This is a genomic window from Serratia sp. CY40230, from assembly GCF_052168835.1.
Taxonomy (GTDB): Bacteria; Pseudomonadota; Gammaproteobacteria; order Enterobacterales; family Enterobacteriaceae; genus Serratia; species Serratia nematodiphila.
This window is the reverse complement of the sequence record NZ_JBJNLX010000003.1, coordinates 281,523-298,764: the sequence shown is the minus strand read 5'-3', so window position 1 is coordinate 298,764 and position 17,242 is coordinate 281,523. Positions and strand designations below refer to the sequence as shown.

The window sequence follows — 17,242 nt, the reverse complement described above, 5'->3', positions numbered from 1 at the left end:
AGGCGATAACCGTTGTTTATCAATAGCAAGATATTGGCATCTTATTTAGCCAGATTCCATTGTGTACATTCGGAAAAAACATAATAAATAACCAAATTCTTATTTCGCTTAATTAAGCGCATTTTCTGCGCCAATAAGCGCCATTCACGGCAGTTAGTAACCAAACGCACCTTTTTCTTTGCAATAGCTTCACCGTCTGATTTCAGTTCAGAGCATAACTGCTGCCTGGAGCGATCCAGCGCGCGATAACTTATGAGATATCACTATGACTAATTCGCTTTCGATGTTGGTGGCTGATTTGTACCCGCAATTGCAGGCCTGGCGCCGCGACTTCCACCGCTATGCCGAATCCGGCTGGTTTGAGTTCCGCACCGCCACCCTGGTGGCGGAAGAACTCGATCGGCTGGGCTATCGCCTGCAGCTGGGCCGCGAGGTCATCAAGGCAGAGGCGCGCATGGGGCTGCCCTCGCCCGCCGAGCTGGAAGCGCAGGAACAGCGCGCCCGCAATCAGGGGGCGTTGGAAAAATGGTTGCCGCATTTTTCCGGCGGCTTCGCCGGCATCGTCGCAACGCTCGATACCGGCCGCCCCGGCCCGACTATCGCTTATCGCGTGGATATGGACGCCCTCGATCTCAACGAATTGCTGGAACCCGAACACCTGCCGTTCCGTGAAGGGTTCGCCTCTTGCAACAGCGGCATGATGCATGCATGCGGTCATGACGGCCATACCACCATCGGCCTGGGGCTGGCGCACGTGTTCAAAAGCCTGGAATCCCAGCTTCGCGGCACCGTCAAACTGATCTTCCAGCCGGCGGAAGAAGGCACACGCGGCGCAAAATCGATGGTGGAGGCCGGCGTGGTGGACGACGTCGATTTCTTCACCGCGGTGCATATCGGCACCGGCGTGCCGGCCGGCGAGCTGGTGTGCGGCAGCGACAGCTTTATGGCCACCAGCAAGCTGGACGTTACTTTCCGCGGCGTCGCCTCCCACGCCGGCGCCAAGCCGGAAGACGGCCGCAACGCGCTGCTGGCAGCGGCGCAGGCTGCGCTGGGGCTTTACGCCATCCCGCGCCACAGCGAAGGCAGCTCGCGCATCAATGTCGGCGTGCTGCAGGCCGGCACCGGCCGCAACGTGATCGCCGATCGGGCGTTTATGAAGGTGGAGACGCGCGGCGCCACCAATGAGATCAACGCGTTTGTCTATCAACAGGCGCTGAACGCCATCGAAGGCGCCGCCAAAATGCACGGCGTCGCCTGCGACATCGCGCTGATGGGCGCGGCGCAGAGCAGCAAACCGACCCAACCGTGGGTGGATTACATCCGCCGCCAGGCGCAGCAGATAACCGAGCTGACCTCGGTGGTCGATCGCCGCGAACAGGCTGCGGGTTCCGAGGACGCCACCTACATGATGGAACGGGTGAAATCCCGCGGCGGCCAGGCCTCATACGTCATTTTCGGCACCGAGCTGAGCGCCGGGCACCATAACGAGAAATTCGACTTCAACGAGCAGGTGATGGCGGTGGCGGTGAAAACGCTGGCGTCGCTGGCGCTGAACCTGCCGACATTCGGGAGCGGAGCATGAGCAACTCAGAACTGCAGGCCTTTATCGACGACTACATTGACCAACGCCAGCCCCGCTTCAGCGCGCTGAGCGACGCGATTTGGGACCACCCGGAAACGCGCTTTAACGAGACCTATTCCGCCACGTTGCTGGCCGATGCGCTGGAGCAGGAAGGCTTCTCGGTCGAACGCGGCGTGGGCGACATTGAGACGGCGTTCATCGCCAGCTACGGTAGCGGCCACCCGGTTATCGCGCTGCTGGGCGAGTACGACGCGCTGGCCGGGCTGAGCCAGCAGGCCGGTTGCGCCACGCCGCAGCCGCTGGTGGAAAACGGCAACGGCCATGGCTGCGGCCACAACCTGCTGGGCACCGCCGCGCTGGCGGGCGCCTTCGCCGCCAAGGCGTGGATGCAGCAGAACCGGCTGAGCGGCACCCTGCGCTTCTACGGCTGCCCCGGCGAAGAAGGCGGCTCCGGCAAGACCTTTATGGTGCGCGAAGGCCTGTTCGATGACGTCGACGCCGCACTCACCTGGCACCCGGAAGGCTTCAGCGGCATGTTCAATACCAGCACGCTGGCCAACATCCAGGCGGCGTTTCACTTCAAGGGCGTCGCCGCCCATGCCGCCAACTCGCCGCACCTGGGGCGCAGCGCGCTGGACGCGGTGACGCTGATGAATACCGGCGCCAACTTCCTGCGCGAACATATCGTGCAGGAAGCGCGGCTGCACTACGCGGTCACCAACACCGGCGGCAGCTCCCCCAACGTGGTGCAGGCCGACGCCGAGGTGTTGTACCTGATCCGCGCGCCGCAGCTCGATCAGGCGCAGGACATTTACCAGCGGGTGATCAACATCGCCAAGGGCGCAGCGCTGATGACTGACACTCAGATGGAGGTGCGCTTCGACAAAGCCTGCTCCAACTATGTGCCGAACCGCAGCCTGGAACGCGCGATGTATCAAAACCTGTGCGATTTCGGTCTGCCCGAGTACAGCGACGCCGAGCGCCGCTTCGCCGAGGAAATCCGCCAGACCCTGAGCCGCGACGACCTGCGCAACGCCAAACTCAATATTGCCCGCACCGGCGGCGCGGCCGGACGCGAGTGGGTGCAGCAGTTGGGAGATAAGGTGCTGATGGACGAGGTCGCGCCTTATGTGGAATCCGACGATCTGCTGTACGGCTCTACCGACGTTGGCGACGTGAGCTGGGTGGCGCCGACCGCCCAATGCTTTAGCCCCTGTTTCGCACTCGGCACTCCGCTGCACACCTGGCAACTGGTGGCGCAGGGCCGCACCGCTATCGCCCATAAGGGCATGTGCCTGGCCGGCAAGGTGATGGCGGCGACCGCCATCGATCTGCTGAGCGACAGCGCCCTGCTGGCGCGCTGCCGCAGCGAGTTCGAGCGCCAGCGCGCCGAACAGCCGTACCGCTGCCCAATCCCGCAGGGGGTGCAACCATCGCCATTGAAATAGCATGAACAGACAGGGCCCGGACAACCGGGCCACTAAGTATAATTATAAATAAATCAAATAATAACAATCACACAACAGAGCAAACACAGAGGGTAAAATCATGAGTGAGGCCACAACGCCAATCAATAAAAGCCCCGGACGCGTTTTTTACTGGGTGGAACGCATCGGCAATAAGATCCCCAATCCGTTTTTACTGTTCGTCTATTTGATCCTGGTGCTTATGCTGGCCACCGCGCTGTTTTCCTGGCTCGATGTGGCGGTGAAAAATCCGGCCACCGGCGAGCTCATCAAGGTGAATAACCTGATGAGCGTGGCGGGCATGCAGTGGATATTTCCCAATATCATCCATAACTTCAGCAGCTTTGCGCCGCTGGGTGCTATTTTGGCGCTGGTGATAGGTGCCGGCCTGGCGGAAAAGGTCGGCCTGCTGCAGGCGCTGATGTACAAAATGGCCTCGCGCGTCAGCGCCCGCTACGCCAGCTATATGGTGCTGTTTATCGCCTTCTTCAGCCATATATCGTCGGACGCTGCGCTGGTGGTGATGCCGCCGCTCGGCGCGCTGATGTTTATCGCGGTGGGTCGCCACCCGATAGCCGGACTGCTGGCGGCGATCGCCGGCGTCGCCTCCGGCTTTACCGCCAACCTGTTGATCGTCACCACCGACGTATTGCTTTCCGGCATCAGCACCGAAGCCACCAAAGCGGTGGACGGCGCGGTTCACGTCAGCGTGATCGACAACTGGTACTTTATGGCCACCTCCGTGATCGTGCTGACCATCGCCGGCGCGCTGCTCACCGACAAGTTTATCGAGCCCCGTCTGCCGAAGTGGCAAGGCGGCGCCGAAGACAAAATCGCAGCGCTGACCCCGCTGCAGAACCGGGGGCTGATGATGAGCGGCATCGCCGCGCTGGTGTTTATCGCCATCATCGCCGCTCTGGTGGTGCCGGAGGCCGCGCCGCTGCGTGACCCGAACACCGGTTCGGTGATCCCTTCCCCGTTCATCAAGGGTATTGTGCCGATCATCATCCTGTTCTTCTTCACCGTCGCCATTACCTATGGCGTGGTCACCAAACAGATCCGGCGGCCGGACGATATTCCCCACCACTTGCTCGATCCGATGAAAAGCATGGCGGGTTTCATCGTGATGGTGTTTCCGCTGTCGCAGTTCGTGGCGTTCTTTAACTGGAGCAACATGGGCAAGTTTATGGCCGTCGGCCTGACCGATATGCTGGAAGCCGCCGGCATGAGCGGCGCACCGGCGTTTCTCGGCCTGATGTTCCTCTCCGCCTTCCTGTGCATGTTCATCGCCAGCGGCTCGGCGATCTGGTCAATTTTGGCGCCGATCTTCGTGCCGATGTTTATGCTGCTCGGTTTCCACCCGGCGTTCGCCCAGATGATCTTCCGCATCGCCGACTCTGCGGTGCTGCCGCTGGCGCCGATGTCGCCGTTCCTGCCGCTGTTCCTCGGCTTCCTGCAGCGCTACCGCAAAGACGCGCAGCTCGGCACCTATTACGTGCTGATCCTGCCCTATCCTTTGGTGTTCTTCAGCGTGTGGATTTTGCTGCTGCTGGTCTGGTATGCGCTAGGCTTGCCAATCGGTCCCGGCGTCTATCCGAAGCTGGGCTAAACGCCCCGCTATCTCGCCCCGCGCCGGTTCGCGGGGCAGATCCCCTTCTCCCCAAGCCCAGCAGAAAGATTGATCTTCCTCACTGACCAAGCGGCTCTGAGGATTATTTCATTGCCTTGCTAAACCGGTTCTTCTATTTTAGCTCACCATCTGACAACGACAAAAACAGGGATTAAGCATGATGAATCGCGTATGGGTACTGGGCGACGCCGTGATCGACCTGGTGCCGGAAAATGCCAACGGTTATCTCAAATGCCCCGGCGGCGCGCCGGCGAACGTGGCGGTGGGTATCGCCCGCTTGGGCGGCGACAGCGCCTTTATCGGCCGGGTGGGGCAAGACAGCTTCGGCGCCTTTCTGCAGCAGGTGCTGAGCGATGAAGGGGTGGATATCGGCCATATGCGGCCGGATCCCGAACACCACACCTCCACGGTGGTGGTGGATCTCGATCTTCAGGGTGAGCGCTCATTCACGTTTATGGTGCAGCCCAGCGCCGATCTGTTTTTGCAGCCCGACGATCTGCCGGCTTTCCAGCGGGGCGAGTGGCTGCACCTCTGCTCCATCGCGCTGTCGCAGGAGCCCAGCCGCAGCGCGGCCTTTACGGCGATGGAACGCATGCGGGCAGTCGGCGGCCGGGTCAGTTTCGATCCCAACATCCGCGAAGAGGTCTGGCGCCAGCCGGAAGCGCTGCGCCCCTGCCTGCAAAAGGCGCTGCTGCTGGCGGATGTAGTGAAACTGTCGCGCGAAGAGCTGGCTTTCATCAGCCATCTTGACGATCTGGAGAACGCCATGCGCTGGATGATGCAAACCTATCCGCTGCGCCTGTTGCTGGTGACGCTGGGCGGCGACGGCGTCTGCGTACACGATGGGCATCGTCTGCGTCATTTCCGCGCAGCGCCTGTCGTGCCGGTCGATACCACCGGCGCCGGCGACGCCTTCGTCGCCGGGCTGTTAGCGGCGCTGGCACGCCTTCACGAATTACCTCAGGAAGCGCAGTGGCCGGCGGTTATCGCCCAGGCGCAGGCCTGCGGTGCGCTGGCCACCACCGCCAAGGGCGCCATGACCGCCCTGCCCCGCGCCGACGAGTTGGCTGCTTTCCTGCGTTGATTCTCTGCATCCACGGCGCTCCCCTTAGCGCCGTGGTCTTTTAACCCGCGATTTGCGTACTCGATCACAATAGCTGAATCGGGTTAGCAAACTTGATTGCCAGTCCGCTTCTCGATCGCTATCTTTCGCCATGAAAAACCGGTTTAGCAATTTAGCAAAAAATAATAACAACCCTTCCCGGATGATAGACGATGATGAAAAAACTCAGCTATTTGGCGATAACAACAGGGCTTTTCCTCTCCACGTCTGCCGCAGCGACCTCGGGCGGCGGCAGTATCGAGGCGCGTCTCAACGCGCTGGAACAACGTCTGGCGCAGGCGGAACGGCGCGCCGCTCAGGCTGAAACTCGCGCCACGGCGGCGGAACGCCGGGCGCAACAGCTGGAACAGCGCACCGCCAGCACCGAAAGACAAACCGCGCAGGTCGCGCAGCGCGCCGCCACGCTGGAAACGCAGTCCTCTCCGACCAGCGCGCTGAAACTGAACGGTTTCAACGATCTGAAACTGTATGGCGACGTGGAGTTCAACCTGGACGGCGCCAGCCGCAGCGGCCAGCTGACGTCGTTGAAAGGCAGCGACCACAAGGACTGGAAACCCGGCAACAAAGAGCGCTGGGACATCAACGGCCGCATTCTGGTCGGGCTGGACGGCTACCGCCGCAATCCGGACGGTAACTTCTCCGGCTTCAGCGTCCAGCCGCTGGCGGACATGAGCGGCAAAATGAACCTGGACGACGCCGCTTTCTTCTTCGGCAATGAAAAGAACTGGCAAACCAAAATCGGCCGCTTCGAAGCCTACGACATGTTCCCGCTGAATCAGGACACCTTCATTCAATACTCCGGCAATACCGCCAACGACCTGTACGCCGACGGCTTCGGCTATATCTACATGATGAAAGAAGGCCGCGGCCGCAGCAGCAGCGGCGGCAACCTGATGCTGAGCAAATACGCCGGGGATGTCTATTTCGAACTGAACACGCTGGTGGAAGACGGCACCTCGCTGTTCCAGGACAACAGCTACCACGGCAATGCGCTGGAAAATAAGAAAAACGTCGCCTATTTGCGCCCGGTGATCGCCTGGAAGAAAGATGCCTTCAGCATCGCGGCGGCGATGGAAAGCAACGTGGTGAATAACGCCTACGGCTATCAGGACAGCCAGGGCCGCTTCGTCGATCAATCCAAGCGCAACGGCTACGGCATGACCATGAGCTGGAACACCAACGCGGCCGATCCGGATAACGGCGTGGTGGCCAACCTGAGCACCGCCTACCTGGATGCGTCAGGCGAGCAAGACTTGACCGCCGGCGTCAACGTGCTGTGGCGGCGCTTCGAACTGGGTTATATCTATGCGCACAACAACATCAAAGAGTTCAATACCGCCGGGATCGCCGCCGATATCCACAACCCGCTCAGCGAACCGGGCAACTACGACATCCACACCGTTCATGCGTCGTATCAGATACCTAACATTATGAATATGAAGAATTTCAACCTGTATTTAGGCGCCTATGTGTCGCTGCTGGAAGCCAACGCCGACAGCAAGATCGCCAATGGCGACAACGACCAGCGTTACGGCATGCGCGCCAGATTCAAGTATTTCTTCTGACATCGATTCACGGCGCTGCGCCGCAAACTGCGCGGCGGCATTTTTATTTAGCAAGGGGACAACATGGACATTACCGCAACCGCCAACGCGCTGTTGCCGCTGCTCGGCGGTAAAGAGAACATCGCCAGCGCCGCCCACTGCGCCACGCGCCTGCGCCTGGTGCTGGTGGACGACAGCAAGGTGGACAAAGAGGCCATCGGCAAACTGGACGGCGTCAAAGGCTGCTTCAGCAACGCCGGTCAGATCCAGGTGATCTTCGGCACCGGGCTGGTCAACAAGGTACATGCGGAATTCATCAAGGCGGCGGGCGTCAGCGAATCCAGCAAGGCCGAAGCCGCCGATATCGCGGCGAAAAAGCTCAACCCGCTGCAGCGCATCGCCCGCCTGCTGTCGAACATCTTCGTGCCGATCATCCCGGCGATCGTCGCTTCCGGCCTGTTGATGGGGCTGCTCGGCATGGCGAAAACCTACGGCTGGGCCGATGCCAACAGCGCGTTGTTCATCATGTTGGATATGTTCAGCTCGGCGGCGTTCATTATTCTGCCGATTCTGATCGGCTTCACCGCCGCACGCGAATTCGGCGGCAATCCCTATCTGGGCGCCACGCTCGGCGGCATTTTGACGCATCCGGCGCTGACCAATGCCTGGGGCGTCGCCGGAGGGTTCCACACCATGAACTTCTTCGGTCTGGACATCGCCATGATCGGCTACCAGGGCACGGTATTCCCGGTGCTGCTGACGGTGTGGTTCATGAGCGCGCTGGAAAAGCGGCTGCGCAAGGTGATCCCCAACGCGCTCGATCTGATCCTGACGCCGTTCCTGACGGTGGTGATCTCAGGCTTTGTCGCCCTGCTGTTTATCGGCCCCGCCGGCCGCGCGCTGGGCGATGGCATCTCCTTCGTGCTCAGCACGCTGATTGCTCATGCGGGGTGGTTAGCCGGGCTGCTGTTCGGCGGCCTCTATTCCGCTATCGTCATCACCGGCATCCACCACAGTTTCCACGCGGTAGAAGCCGGGCTGCTCGGCAACCCCAATATCGGCGTCAACTTCCTGCTGCCGATCTGGTCGATGGCCAACATCGCTCAAGGCGGCGCCTGCCTGGCGGTCTATTTCAAAACCCGCGACGCCAAAATCAAAGCCATTGCGGTGCCTTCGGCCTTTTCCGCCATGCTCGGCATCACCGAGGCGGCGCTGTTTGGCATCAACCTGCGCTTCGTGAAACCGTTTCTGGCGGCGCTGGCGGGCGGCGCGCTCGGCGGCGCCTGGGTGGTGGCCAACCATGTCGGCATGAACGCGGTCGGGCTGACGGCGATCCCCGGCATGGCGATCGTGCAGGCCAGTTCGCTGGTCAGCTATATCATCGGTCTGGCGATCGCGTTTGGCAGCGCCTTTGTCCTCTCCCTACTGCTGAAATACAAAACGGACGCGCAATGATGGAAGAACTCAGCTTAATCAAACAGGCAATGCGGGCGGTAATGAACGGCCAGCCGCTCGCGCTGCGCGATCCGCACCGACCGGACTGGCATCTGGCACCCAGCGTTGGCCTGCTGAACGATCCCAACGGCTTTATCCAGCACAACGGCGTTTATCATCTGTTTTATCAGTGGAATCCGCTGGGTTGCGATCATCACAACAAATGCTGGGGACACTGGCAGTCGGCTGATTTGCTGCGTTGGGAGCACCAGCCAATCGCCCTGGCGCCCGGCGCCTGTTACGACAGCCACGGCTGTTACTCCGGCTCGGCGGTGGTGGCGGAAGGCAAAATCACGCTGATCTACACCGGCAACGTGAAATTTCCAGGCGGCTCACGCACCGCTTACCAATGCCTGGCTCAGGAAAGCGAACGGGGCGAATATCGCAAACTCGGGCCGGTGCTGCCGCTGCCGGAGGGCTACAGCGGTCACGTACGCGATCCGAAAGTGTGGCGTCATCAAAATGACTGGTACATGGTGCTCGGCGCGCGTGACCTGCAGGATCGCGGCAAGGTGCTGCTGTTTCGTTCCAGCGATCTGCGCGACTGGCAAGCGCTGGGAGAGATCGCCGGTTCCGGACTGAACGGCTTAGAGGAATTCGGTTACATGTGGGAGTGCCCGGACCTGTTCTCGTTAGACGGCGACGAGGTGTTGATCTGCTGTCCGCAGGGGCTGACGCCGCAGCCGGAACGCTATCTCAACCGTTATCAGGCCGGTTATCTGCTCGGCAAGCTGGATTACCGGCAGGCGGCCTTCAGCCACGGCGAATTCCGCGAGCTGGACGCCGGCTTCGAGTTCTACGCGCCGCAGACGACGTTGGCGGAAGATGGCCGCCGCCTGCTGTTCGGCTGGATGGGCGTGCCCGAGCAAGATGAAGAAGCCCATCCGACGTGCCGTTATGGCTGGATCCACACCATGACCTGCCCGCGCGAACTGTCGCTGCGGCATGGCCGCCTCCACCAGCGCCCGGCGCGCGAGCTGCAACAGCTGCGCGGTGAGCGAGCAGGCTGGCAAGGCCGCGCCGATAACGCCCCCGCCTATGCGCTGGGGGCCGCGGAGCTGCAATTGACGCCGCAGGGCCCGTTCAACGCAACCTTTGGCGACGCGATGACGCTGAACTGGGACGGCGAAAGGCTGCAGCTGACGCGCGCTTCCCTGACCGACGGCCGGCCGGAGCACCGTTACTGGCGCGGCCCGGTCACGCATCTGCAACTGCTGTTCGATCGTTCCAGCGTGGAGATTTTCATCAACCACGGCGAGGCGGTGATGAGCGCACGCTACTTCCCGGCGGGTGAGCCGCAACTGCGGCTGTGCGGGAGCGCGCCGCTGGCGTTGGAATACTGGCCGCTGACGCCATGCATGCTAGAATGACGCATCCTCCGATGACTTCAGATGGCGTCAGTGAAAAAAAATAAACGCATTACCATCAGTGACATCGCCACGCTGGCCGGGGTGTCGAAATCGACCGCCAGCCTGGTGCTGAACGGCCGCAGCAAGGAATACCGGGTGTCCGACGACACCCGCGATCGCATTCTGGCGCTGGCGCACGAACACCATTATCAGCCCAGCATCCACGCCCGCTCTTTGCGCTCCAACCGCAGCCACACGCTGGGGTTGGTGGTACCGGAGATGACCAACTACGGCTTTGCAGTGATTTCGCGCGAGCTGGAAACGCTGTGCCGCGAAGCCGGGCTGCAGCTGTTGATCGCCTGTACCGATGAAAACCCGGCGCAGGAAATGATGGCGGTGAACAGTCTGGTGCAGCGGCAGGTGGACGGCTTGATTGTCGCCTCCAGCCAGCTAAACGACGCGGAATACCAGAAGATCAATGTCGGACTGCCGGTAGTGCAGATGGACCGTCTGATCGCCGGTTCCGAACTGCCGCTGGTGATCACCGATTCGGTCAACTCGACCGCCGACCTGGTGGAAAAGGTCGCGCGCCAACATCCGGACGAGATCTATTTTCTCGGCGGGCAGCCGCGCATTTCGCCGACCCGCGATCGGCTGGCCGGTTTCCAGCTTGGCCTGCAGCGCGCCGGCATCGAGTGCAAACCGGAATGGATCATCAACGGCAACTATCACCCCAGCTCAGGGTACGAGATGTTCGCTCAGCTGTGCGCCCAGCTGGGGCGGCCGCCCAAAGCGCTGTTTACCGCCGCCTGCGGCCTGTTGGAAGGGGTATTGCGTTATCTGACTCAACATCAGCTGATGGAAAGCGACATCCACCTGTGCAGCTTCGACGATCACTACCTGTTCGACTGCATGACGCTGAAGATCGATACGGTCGCACAGGACTGCCGGGCGCTGGCGCAACATAGCTTCGACCAAGTCACCGCACTGATCGACGAGCGGCCGCTGGAACAGAACGCGCTTTATCTGCCGGGCCGTATCCGCTGGCGCCATGCCGGTTCCCGGGCTTTGTTGGCCGAAGAGTGATATCTCTGAACCAGTAAAAAAGGGCGCCGAAGCGCCCTTTTTTGTTTCATCAGCCCGCTACTTGGCGGCGCCTTCCATGCCCACCAGCCCCACTTTCAGGTAGCCGGCTTTACGCAGGGTGTCCATCACGCTCATCAGCGTTTCATAGTCCACGCTCTTGTCCGCCTGGAAGAAGATGGTGGTTTCTTTGTTCGCCTGGGTGCGTTGATCCAGCACCGAAGTCAACTGATCGGCATTCACCGGCTGATCACCGACGTAGAGCTGTTTGTCGGCCTTCACCGACAGGAACACCGGTTTTTCCGGCCGCGGCTGCGGCTTGGCGGAGGAGGCCGGCAGATCGACGCGGATATCTACCGTTGCCAGCGGCGCGGCCACCATAAAGATGATCAACAGCACCAACATGACGTCGATAAACGGCGTTACGTTGATTTCATGCAGTTCGCCGCTGTCGTCCAGATCTTCATTTAAGCGCATCGCCATGACTCACCCCGCCCGCAGTTGGTGCGCGTGCTGTGAGCGCTTGGCTTCCGCCGTCGCGGCCAGATCCAAATCACGGCCCTGCAGCAGCAAGACCTGCGCCGCCACGTCGCCCACCTGCGCGCGGTGGCCGCTGATGACGCGAGCGAAGATGTTGTAGATAACGACGGCAGGGATAGCCGCGACCAGACCCAGTGCGGTCGCCAACAGCGCTTCCGCGATGCCCGGCGCTACGACCGCTAGGTTGGTGGTCTGCGAATGGGCGATGCCGATGAAGCTGTTCATGATGCCCCACACGGTGCCGAACAGGCCGACGAACGGCGAGATGGCACCGATGGTGGCGAGGAAGCCGTTGCCGCGGCCCATGTTGCGGCTGTAGGCCGCCACGCGGCGCTCGAGGCGGAAGCCGGTGCGCTCTTTGATGCCGTTGTTGTCGTTGGATTCCGCAGACAACTCCAGCTCATTTTGCGCGTCGTTCAGCAATACCGCGCTGACGCTCTCCGGACCGAAGTTTTGCGCCAGTTCGGAGGCTTCATCCAGCGAGCGCGCTTCGGCCAGCGCCAGCTGTTCGCGGCGCAGACGGCGCTTGGCGCGCAGCAGTTCGCTGCCTTTGGAGAACAGAATGGTCCAGGTCACGATCGAGGCCAGCACCAGGCCGATCATTACCGCTTTCACCACCGCGTCGGCGTGCTGGTACATGCCCCAAACGGACAGGTCCATGCCGCGGGTTTCCGGTGGCTGGATCGTTGGCGCCGGGTTCACCGGCGTGATGCTCTCCGGCGCGGCGGCTGCAGCAGGTGCAGGCGCGGTGGTCGACGCAACGCTTTCGGCAACGGCCGGATTGCTCGCCGGCGCGGCCTGCGCGCTGCCGGCCAGCCCTACGACCAGCACCATAGATGCCATCAGGCTGCGGCCGAAGGCCTTGCCCCACTGCGCCCGGCCCTGGCCGAACGATCCTTGATTTAAATTCTTGCCAGCCGTTTTCACGCTGTGCCTCCACCCATTACCGATCAAAATTAAGGAATAATTCAGCGTGCGATCATATCAAACCAACCGGGGATTGATAGTGGTTCTCATTATTATTTACCAAATAAACGAGAAAATTTTAGCCAGCATCGCCACAAAGCGCCAATCTGTGTCCGTTCACCGCCAAATGCCCCTTTTATAGGGTGATTTCGTTACTTTTCTTCCACAACGACGCAACAACGCCACGCTGCCGAACGGCGTCTTGACCGATGAATGGGCTTCTCTCTCGCACCACGGCAGAAGGATGAGGCGAGAAATGCACGCCCGACAGACAATTATAGCCGTTTCTATATCTGGAAGTTAAAACGTCTGGATGGCTATATTAACTCATGTTAACGTAAGGGCTATCGTAAACGGGCACGTGCAGAGCAACCAGAGGTGAGCCAGGTACCATGACGTCAAAACATATCGAAACCGCGCTGATCGGCGCCGGCCGCGGCAAACGCTACACCCAGGGCTCCGTCAATCCCGTCACGCAACGCGCCTCTTCTTTGGTCTTCGACTCCGTCGCTGCCAAAAAACACGCCACCGCGCAACGCGCCCACGGCGAGCTGTTTTACGGCCGACGCGGCACCCTGACCCACTTCGCCCTGCAGGATGCGATGGTGGAGCTGGAGGGCGGCGCCGGCTGCGTGCTGTACCCCTGCGGCGCAGCGGCGGTGGCCAATGCGATCCTGTCGTTCGTCGGCGCCGGCGATCACCTGCTGGTCACCGGCTCTGCGTACGAACCGACCCAGGATTTCTGCACCCATATCCTCGGCCGCATGAACGTCAGCACCACCTATTTCGATCCGCTGATCGGCGCCGACATCGCCAAACTGATCCAGCCCAATACCCGCGTGGTGTTCCTGGAATCCCCCGGTTCCATCACCCTGGAAGTGCAGGACATTCCGGCGATGGTGCAGGCCATTCGCGCCGTGGCGCCGGAAGTGGTTATCATGATAGACAACACCTGGGCGGCGGGCGTGCTGTTCAAGGCGCTGGATTTCGACATCGACATTTCTATTCAGGCCGGCACCAAATACCTGATCGGCCATTCCGATTACATGCTTGGTACCGCCGTCGCCAACGCGCGCTGTTGGGATCAACTGCGCGAGTACTCCTATCTGATGGGGCAGATGGTGGATGCCGACACCGCCTACATGGCGAGCCGCGGCCTGCGTACCCTGAGCGTGCGGCTGAAGCAGCACGAACGCAGCAGCATCGAGGTCGCCAACTGGCTGGCGGCGCGGCCGGAGGTGGCGACGGTCAATCATCCGGCCCTGCCGAGCTGCAAGGGCCACGAGTTCTACCGCCGCGACTTCAGCGGCTGCAACGGGCTGTTCTCTTTCGTGCTGAAGGAACGGCTGGACGATACGCAGTTGGCCGCTTACCTGGATAACTTCAGCCACTTCAGCATGGCCTACTCCTGGGGCGGCTTCGAGTCGCTGATCCTGGCCAACCAGCCGGAAGAACTGGAAGCGATCCGCCCGGCGGGCGGCGTCGATTTTTCCGGCACACTGGTGCGGTTGCATATCGGCCTGGAGAACGTCGAAGACCTGATCGCCGATCTGGCGGCCGGCTTCGATCGCCTCAACGGCGTGCGCTAACGCGGATTCCGATAATTTTCTTCGTCTCGTTTAATGTCGGCTTAAGCTATTAGCGGTACACTAACCGGGTAACTGTCAGATACGGTACCCGCCGCATCCTGGAGAACGTGACCCCGGGCGCAACCGGCATGCAACAGGACATAAAATGGATGTATTACGAGAGATTATTCATGCGCTTTGGCAGCAGGACTTTATCGCCCTCGCCGATCCAAGCGTAATTTGGGTGGTTTACGCCGTACTTTTCACCACTCTGTTTTTGGAAAACGGACTGCTGCCCGCCTCCTTCCTTCCCGGTGACAGCCTGCTGCTGCTGTCGGGCGCGCTGATCGCCAAAGGCGTGATGGGCTTTGCCCCCACTCTGCTGATTCTGACCGCCGCCGCCGGCCTCGGCTGCTGGCTGAGCTATATCCAGGGCCGCTGGCTGGGCCACACCGGCCTGGTGAAGAGCTGGCTGCTGCAACTGCCGGCACAGTACCACCAGCGCGCGCACAACCTGTTCAACCGCCACGGGCTGACGGCGCTGCTGATCGGCCGCTTCCTCGGTTTCGTGCGCACCCTGCTGCCGACCATGGCCGGCATTTCCGGGCTCAACAGCTCGCGCTTCCAGGTGTTCAACTGGCTGAGCGCGGCGATCTGGGTCTGCGCACTGGTCGGCCTCGGCTACGCGTTCAGCCAAATCCCGCTGGTGAAACGCTACGAAAGCCAGGTGATGACCGGCCTGATGCTGCTGCCGCTGCTGCTGCTGTTTGTCGGCCTGCTGGGCGCCATGCTGGTGATCTGGCGTAAAAAACGCGCCGCCTCTTCCTGAATCGGGCGCGCTACAGCGCCTTCTCGACCAACGCCAGACTGGCAGGCAGTTTGCTCACCAGCGTATCCACCGCCAGCCGCACCTTCAGCGGCAGGTGAGGCGTGTGCGGCCACACCGCATGCGCTTCAAAGGCGGCGCCCGGCCGATCGCGCAGCAAGCGCACCAGTGCCCCGCTCAACAACTGCTCACGCACCAGCCAGCACGGCAGCCAGGCGATGCCGAAACCCGCCGTCGCCGCATCCGCAATCGCCTGCAGGTCGTCCATTTGCAGCCGGTTATTCGGCATCACGTCCTGCGGCTCGCCGTTCTCGTCCAGCACCCGCCAGCTGCGCCGTGCGCCGGCGCGCATATAGGTCACCGCCTCATGCTGCGCCAGTTGCTCGATGCTGTGCGGTTCGCCGCACCGCTGCAGATAGGCCGGCGAGGCGCACAGCGTCATACGGTGATCGCCGATGCGGCGCGCCACCAAGCCGCTGCTGTTGGCCAGCGTACCGTTGCGGATCGCCATATCGAAGCCGTCCTCAATCAGATCCACCACCCGATCGCTGAACGACAGCTCCAACTCCAACCCAGGATGCTCACGCGTCAGTTCGGTCAGCAGCGGCGCAATGCACATGCGGCCAAACAGCACCGGCATCGACACCCGCAGCCGGCCGCTGACCTGTCTTTTCCCCGACTCCAGCAGCGTTTCCGCGCCACGGATCTCCTCCAGCGCCCGCAGGCAGCGCTCGTAGAACAGCGCACCGTCGTCGGTCAGGCTCTGGCTGCGCGTGGTGCGATGAAACAGCCGCACCCCCAGCCGCTGCTCCAACCGGGCGATAGTTTTGCCGACCGCCGAACGCGAAAGATGCAGCCGACTGGCCGCCACTGCAAAACTGCCCGCCTCCACGGCGGTAACGAATACCGAAATACCGCTCAACCGATCGCTCATGATTTGTCGCTCTGAAAGAAACAATCTGCGGAAATCTTATCGCCACTGGCGAACCTTCATCAACGATATTATCGGCAGGTCTGTTAATCGCTGACTTTGGAGAACATCATGACCAATACAATGCAACGCTGGACGATGAGCGCCCTGGGGCGTGAGCACCTGCAGCTGAGCGCAAGCGCCATCCCACAGCCGGGGCCGCACGAAATCAGAGTGAAAGTGAAGGCTATCTCACTCAATTACCGTGACAAACTGATGATAGAAAGCGGCATGGGGCTCACGCTGCCGCAGCCGTTCACGCCCGCCTCGGACATGGCCGGCGAGGTCGATGCCATCGGCCCCGGCGTCAGCCGCTTTCAGCCCGGCGCGCGCGTCATTTCCACCTTCAGCCCCGGTTGGCTCGACGGCGAGCAAAAACCCTACGGCGATGCGCGCCGGGTGCCTTACCACACCCTCGGCGGTTTTTATCAGGGCGTGCTGGCGGAATACGTGATTTTGCATGAAGACTGGCTGGTAGCGGCGCCGGCGTCGCTGGACGACGTCCAGGCCAGCACCCTGCCGTGCGCCGGGCTGACCGCCTGGTTCGCGCTGGTGGAACAAGGCAAACTGCATGCCGGCGATACGGTGCTGGTGCAAGGCACCGGCGGCGTGGCGCTGTTCGCGCTGCAGATCGCAAAAGCCCACGGCGCGGAGGTCTATGTCACCTCCGGCAGCGATGAAAAGCTGGCGCGAGCCCTGGCATTGGGCGCCAATCATGGCATCAACCGGCTGGACGGCGATTGGGTGGAGGCGATTTATGCGCTGACGCAGGATCGCGGCATCGACCATGTGATCGACACCGTCGGCGGCACCAACCTCGGCAACTCGGTGCGCGCCGTGGCGGTGGGAGGACGCATCTCGGTAATCGGCATCCTGGAAGGCAACGAGATTTCCGCTCCCGCCGGCCCACTGCTATTAAAATCCGCAGTGATTCAGGGCATCGGCGTCGGCCACCGCCGCGCGCTGGAAGACCTGGTGCGCGCCGTGGACGCCGTCAACCTGCAGCCGGTGATCGACCAGGTATACCGCTTCGATCAGCTGTCGCAGGCGTTGGATCACCTCGATCGCGGGCCATTCGGCAAGATCGTCTTAACCCCATAA

The 17,242-nt window shown here is 61.5% G+C and carries 14 protein-coding genes; 11 read left to right on the top strand and 3 right to left on the bottom strand.

Going from position 1 to position 17,242, the window contains the following annotated elements; all coding sequences use genetic code 11:
- Positions 1-265 precede the first annotated feature (265 nt).
- The 8 genes from ACJ8IJ_RS13055 to ACJ8IJ_RS13020 all read left to right on the top strand — a co-directional run bounded on the left by ACJ8IJ_RS13055 (position 266) and on the right by ACJ8IJ_RS13020 (position 11,274).
- Positions 266-1,582, top strand: coding sequence for a M20 family metallo-hydrolase (locus ACJ8IJ_RS13055; protein WP_280631209.1), 1,317 nt, complete (start codon positions 266-268; stop codon positions 1,580-1,582).
- Complete coding sequence (locus ACJ8IJ_RS13050; RefSeq protein ID WP_442518696.1) at positions 1,579-3,030, top strand: M20 family metallopeptidase; 1,452 nt, start codon at positions 1,579-1,581, stop codon at positions 3,028-3,030. Before ACJ8IJ_RS13055 ends, ACJ8IJ_RS13050 begins: the two co-directional genes overlap by 4 nt.
- A 100-nt stretch (positions 3,031-3,130) precedes the next feature.
- Positions 3,131-4,657 carry a p-aminobenzoyl-glutamate transporter gene (gene abgT, locus ACJ8IJ_RS13045; RefSeq protein ID WP_004937321.1) on the top strand — a complete coding sequence of 509 codons (1,527 nt, stop codon included), beginning with the start codon at positions 3,131-3,133 and terminating at the stop codon, positions 4,655-4,657.
- 178 nt (positions 4,658-4,835) lie between these two features.
- Positions 4,836-5,762: an aminoimidazole riboside kinase gene (locus ACJ8IJ_RS13040; RefSeq protein ID WP_338911069.1), complete on the top strand. Its 927-nt coding sequence runs from the start codon at positions 4,836-4,838 to the stop codon at positions 5,760-5,762.
- A 194-nt stretch (positions 5,763-5,956) separates the two neighbouring features.
- Positions 5,957-7,366, top strand: a complete 1,410-nt coding sequence (locus ACJ8IJ_RS13035) for a carbohydrate porin (RefSeq protein ID WP_154871718.1) — start codon at positions 5,957-5,959, stop codon at positions 7,364-7,366.
- A gap of 63 nt (positions 7,367-7,429) precedes the next feature.
- Positions 7,430-8,800: a sucrose-specific PTS transporter subunit IIBC gene (locus ACJ8IJ_RS13030; RefSeq protein ID WP_442518697.1), complete on the top strand. Its 1,371-nt coding sequence runs from the start codon at positions 7,430-7,432 to the stop codon at positions 8,798-8,800.
- Positions 8,800-10,209: a sucrose-6-phosphate hydrolase gene (locus tag ACJ8IJ_RS13025; RefSeq protein ID WP_442518746.1), complete on the top strand. Its 1,410-nt coding sequence runs from the start codon at positions 8,800-8,802 to the stop codon at positions 10,207-10,209. Before ACJ8IJ_RS13030 ends, ACJ8IJ_RS13025 begins: the two co-directional genes overlap by 1 nt.
- A 21-nt stretch (positions 10,210-10,230) precedes the next feature.
- On the top strand, positions 10,231-11,274 hold the full coding sequence (locus tag ACJ8IJ_RS13020) for a LacI family DNA-binding transcriptional regulator (protein WP_015379068.1): 1,044 nt from the start codon (positions 10,231-10,233) through the stop codon (positions 11,272-11,274).
- 57 nt (positions 11,275-11,331) lie between these two features.
- Here ACJ8IJ_RS13020 and exbD read toward each other — a convergent pair whose 3' ends face one another.
- Together exbD and exbB are read right to left on the bottom strand one after the other, a co-directional pair.
- Positions 11,332-11,754: a TonB system transport protein ExbD gene (exbD, locus tag ACJ8IJ_RS13015; protein WP_004937307.1), complete on the bottom strand. Its 423-nt coding sequence runs from the start codon at positions 11,752-11,754 to the stop codon at positions 11,332-11,334.
- A gap of 3 nt (positions 11,755-11,757) precedes the next feature.
- On the bottom strand, positions 11,758-12,738 hold the full coding sequence (exbB, locus tag ACJ8IJ_RS13010; protein WP_442518698.1) for a tol-pal system-associated acyl-CoA thioesterase: 981 nt from the start codon (positions 12,736-12,738) through the stop codon (positions 11,758-11,760).
- Positions 12,739-13,169: 431 nt separating this feature from the next.
- Here exbB and metC point away from each other — a divergent pair, with 431 nt between their 5' ends.
- Positions 13,170-14,366, top strand: a complete 1,197-nt coding sequence (gene metC, locus ACJ8IJ_RS13005; protein WP_004937302.1) for a cystathionine beta-lyase — start codon at positions 13,170-13,172, stop codon at positions 14,364-14,366.
- Positions 14,367-14,511: 145 nt separating this feature from the next.
- Positions 14,512-15,174 (top strand): DedA family protein, encoded by a 663-nt coding sequence (locus ACJ8IJ_RS13000; protein ID WP_004937300.1) that lies wholly within the window; start codon positions 14,512-14,514, stop codon positions 15,172-15,174.
- A gap of 10 nt (positions 15,175-15,184) precedes the next feature.
- On the opposite strand, the gene ACJ8IJ_RS12995 is transcribed toward ACJ8IJ_RS13000, so the two are convergent.
- Positions 15,185-16,105: a LysR family transcriptional regulator gene (locus ACJ8IJ_RS12995; protein WP_004937298.1), complete on the bottom strand. Its 921-nt coding sequence runs from the start codon at positions 16,103-16,105 to the stop codon at positions 15,185-15,187.
- 108 nt (positions 16,106-16,213) lie between these two features.
- Here ACJ8IJ_RS12995 and ACJ8IJ_RS12990 point away from each other — a divergent pair, with 108 nt between their 5' ends.
- Positions 16,214-17,242: a zinc-dependent alcohol dehydrogenase family protein gene (locus ACJ8IJ_RS12990; RefSeq protein WP_015379071.1), complete on the top strand. Its 1,029-nt coding sequence runs from the start codon at positions 16,214-16,216 to the stop codon at positions 17,240-17,242.

Excerpts from the sequence above, each read along its gene's own strand:
- ACJ8IJ_RS13055 (WP_280631209.1), top strand. The coding sequence starts at position 266 with ATGACTAATTCGCTTTCGATGTTGGTGGCTGATTTGTACCCGCAATTG.
- ACJ8IJ_RS13050 (WP_442518696.1), top strand. The coding sequence starts at position 1,579 with ATGAGCAACTCAGAACTGCAGGCCTTTATCGACGACTACATTGACCAA.
- abgT (WP_004937321.1), top strand. The coding sequence starts at position 3,131 with ATGAGTGAGGCCACAACGCCAATCAATAAAAGCCCCGGACGCGTTTTT.
- ACJ8IJ_RS13040 (WP_338911069.1), top strand. The coding sequence starts at position 4,836 with ATGATGAATCGCGTATGGGTACTGGGCGACGCCGTGATCGACCTGGTG.
- ACJ8IJ_RS13035 (WP_154871718.1), top strand. The coding sequence starts at position 5,957 with ATGAAAAAACTCAGCTATTTGGCGATAACAACAGGGCTTTTCCTCTCC.
- ACJ8IJ_RS13030 (WP_442518697.1), top strand. The coding sequence starts at position 7,430 with ATGGACATTACCGCAACCGCCAACGCGCTGTTGCCGCTGCTCGGCGGT.
- ACJ8IJ_RS13025 (WP_442518746.1), top strand. The coding sequence starts at position 8,800 with ATGGAAGAACTCAGCTTAATCAAACAGGCAATGCGGGCGGTAATGAAC.
- ACJ8IJ_RS13020 (WP_015379068.1), top strand. The coding sequence starts at position 10,231 with ATGGCGTCAGTGAAAAAAAATAAACGCATTACCATCAGTGACATCGCC.
- exbD (WP_004937307.1), bottom strand. The coding sequence starts at position 11,754 with ATGGCGATGCGCTTAAATGAAGATCTGGACGACAGCGGCGAACTGCAT.
- metC (WP_004937302.1), top strand. The coding sequence starts at position 13,170 with ATGACGTCAAAACATATCGAAACCGCGCTGATCGGCGCCGGCCGCGGC.
- ACJ8IJ_RS13000 (WP_004937300.1), top strand. The coding sequence starts at position 14,512 with ATGGATGTATTACGAGAGATTATTCATGCGCTTTGGCAGCAGGACTTT.
- ACJ8IJ_RS12995 (WP_004937298.1), bottom strand. The coding sequence starts at position 16,105 with ATGAGCGATCGGTTGAGCGGTATTTCGGTATTCGTTACCGCCGTGGAG.
- ACJ8IJ_RS12990 (WP_015379071.1), top strand. The coding sequence starts at position 16,214 with ATGACCAATACAATGCAACGCTGGACGATGAGCGCCCTGGGGCGTGAG.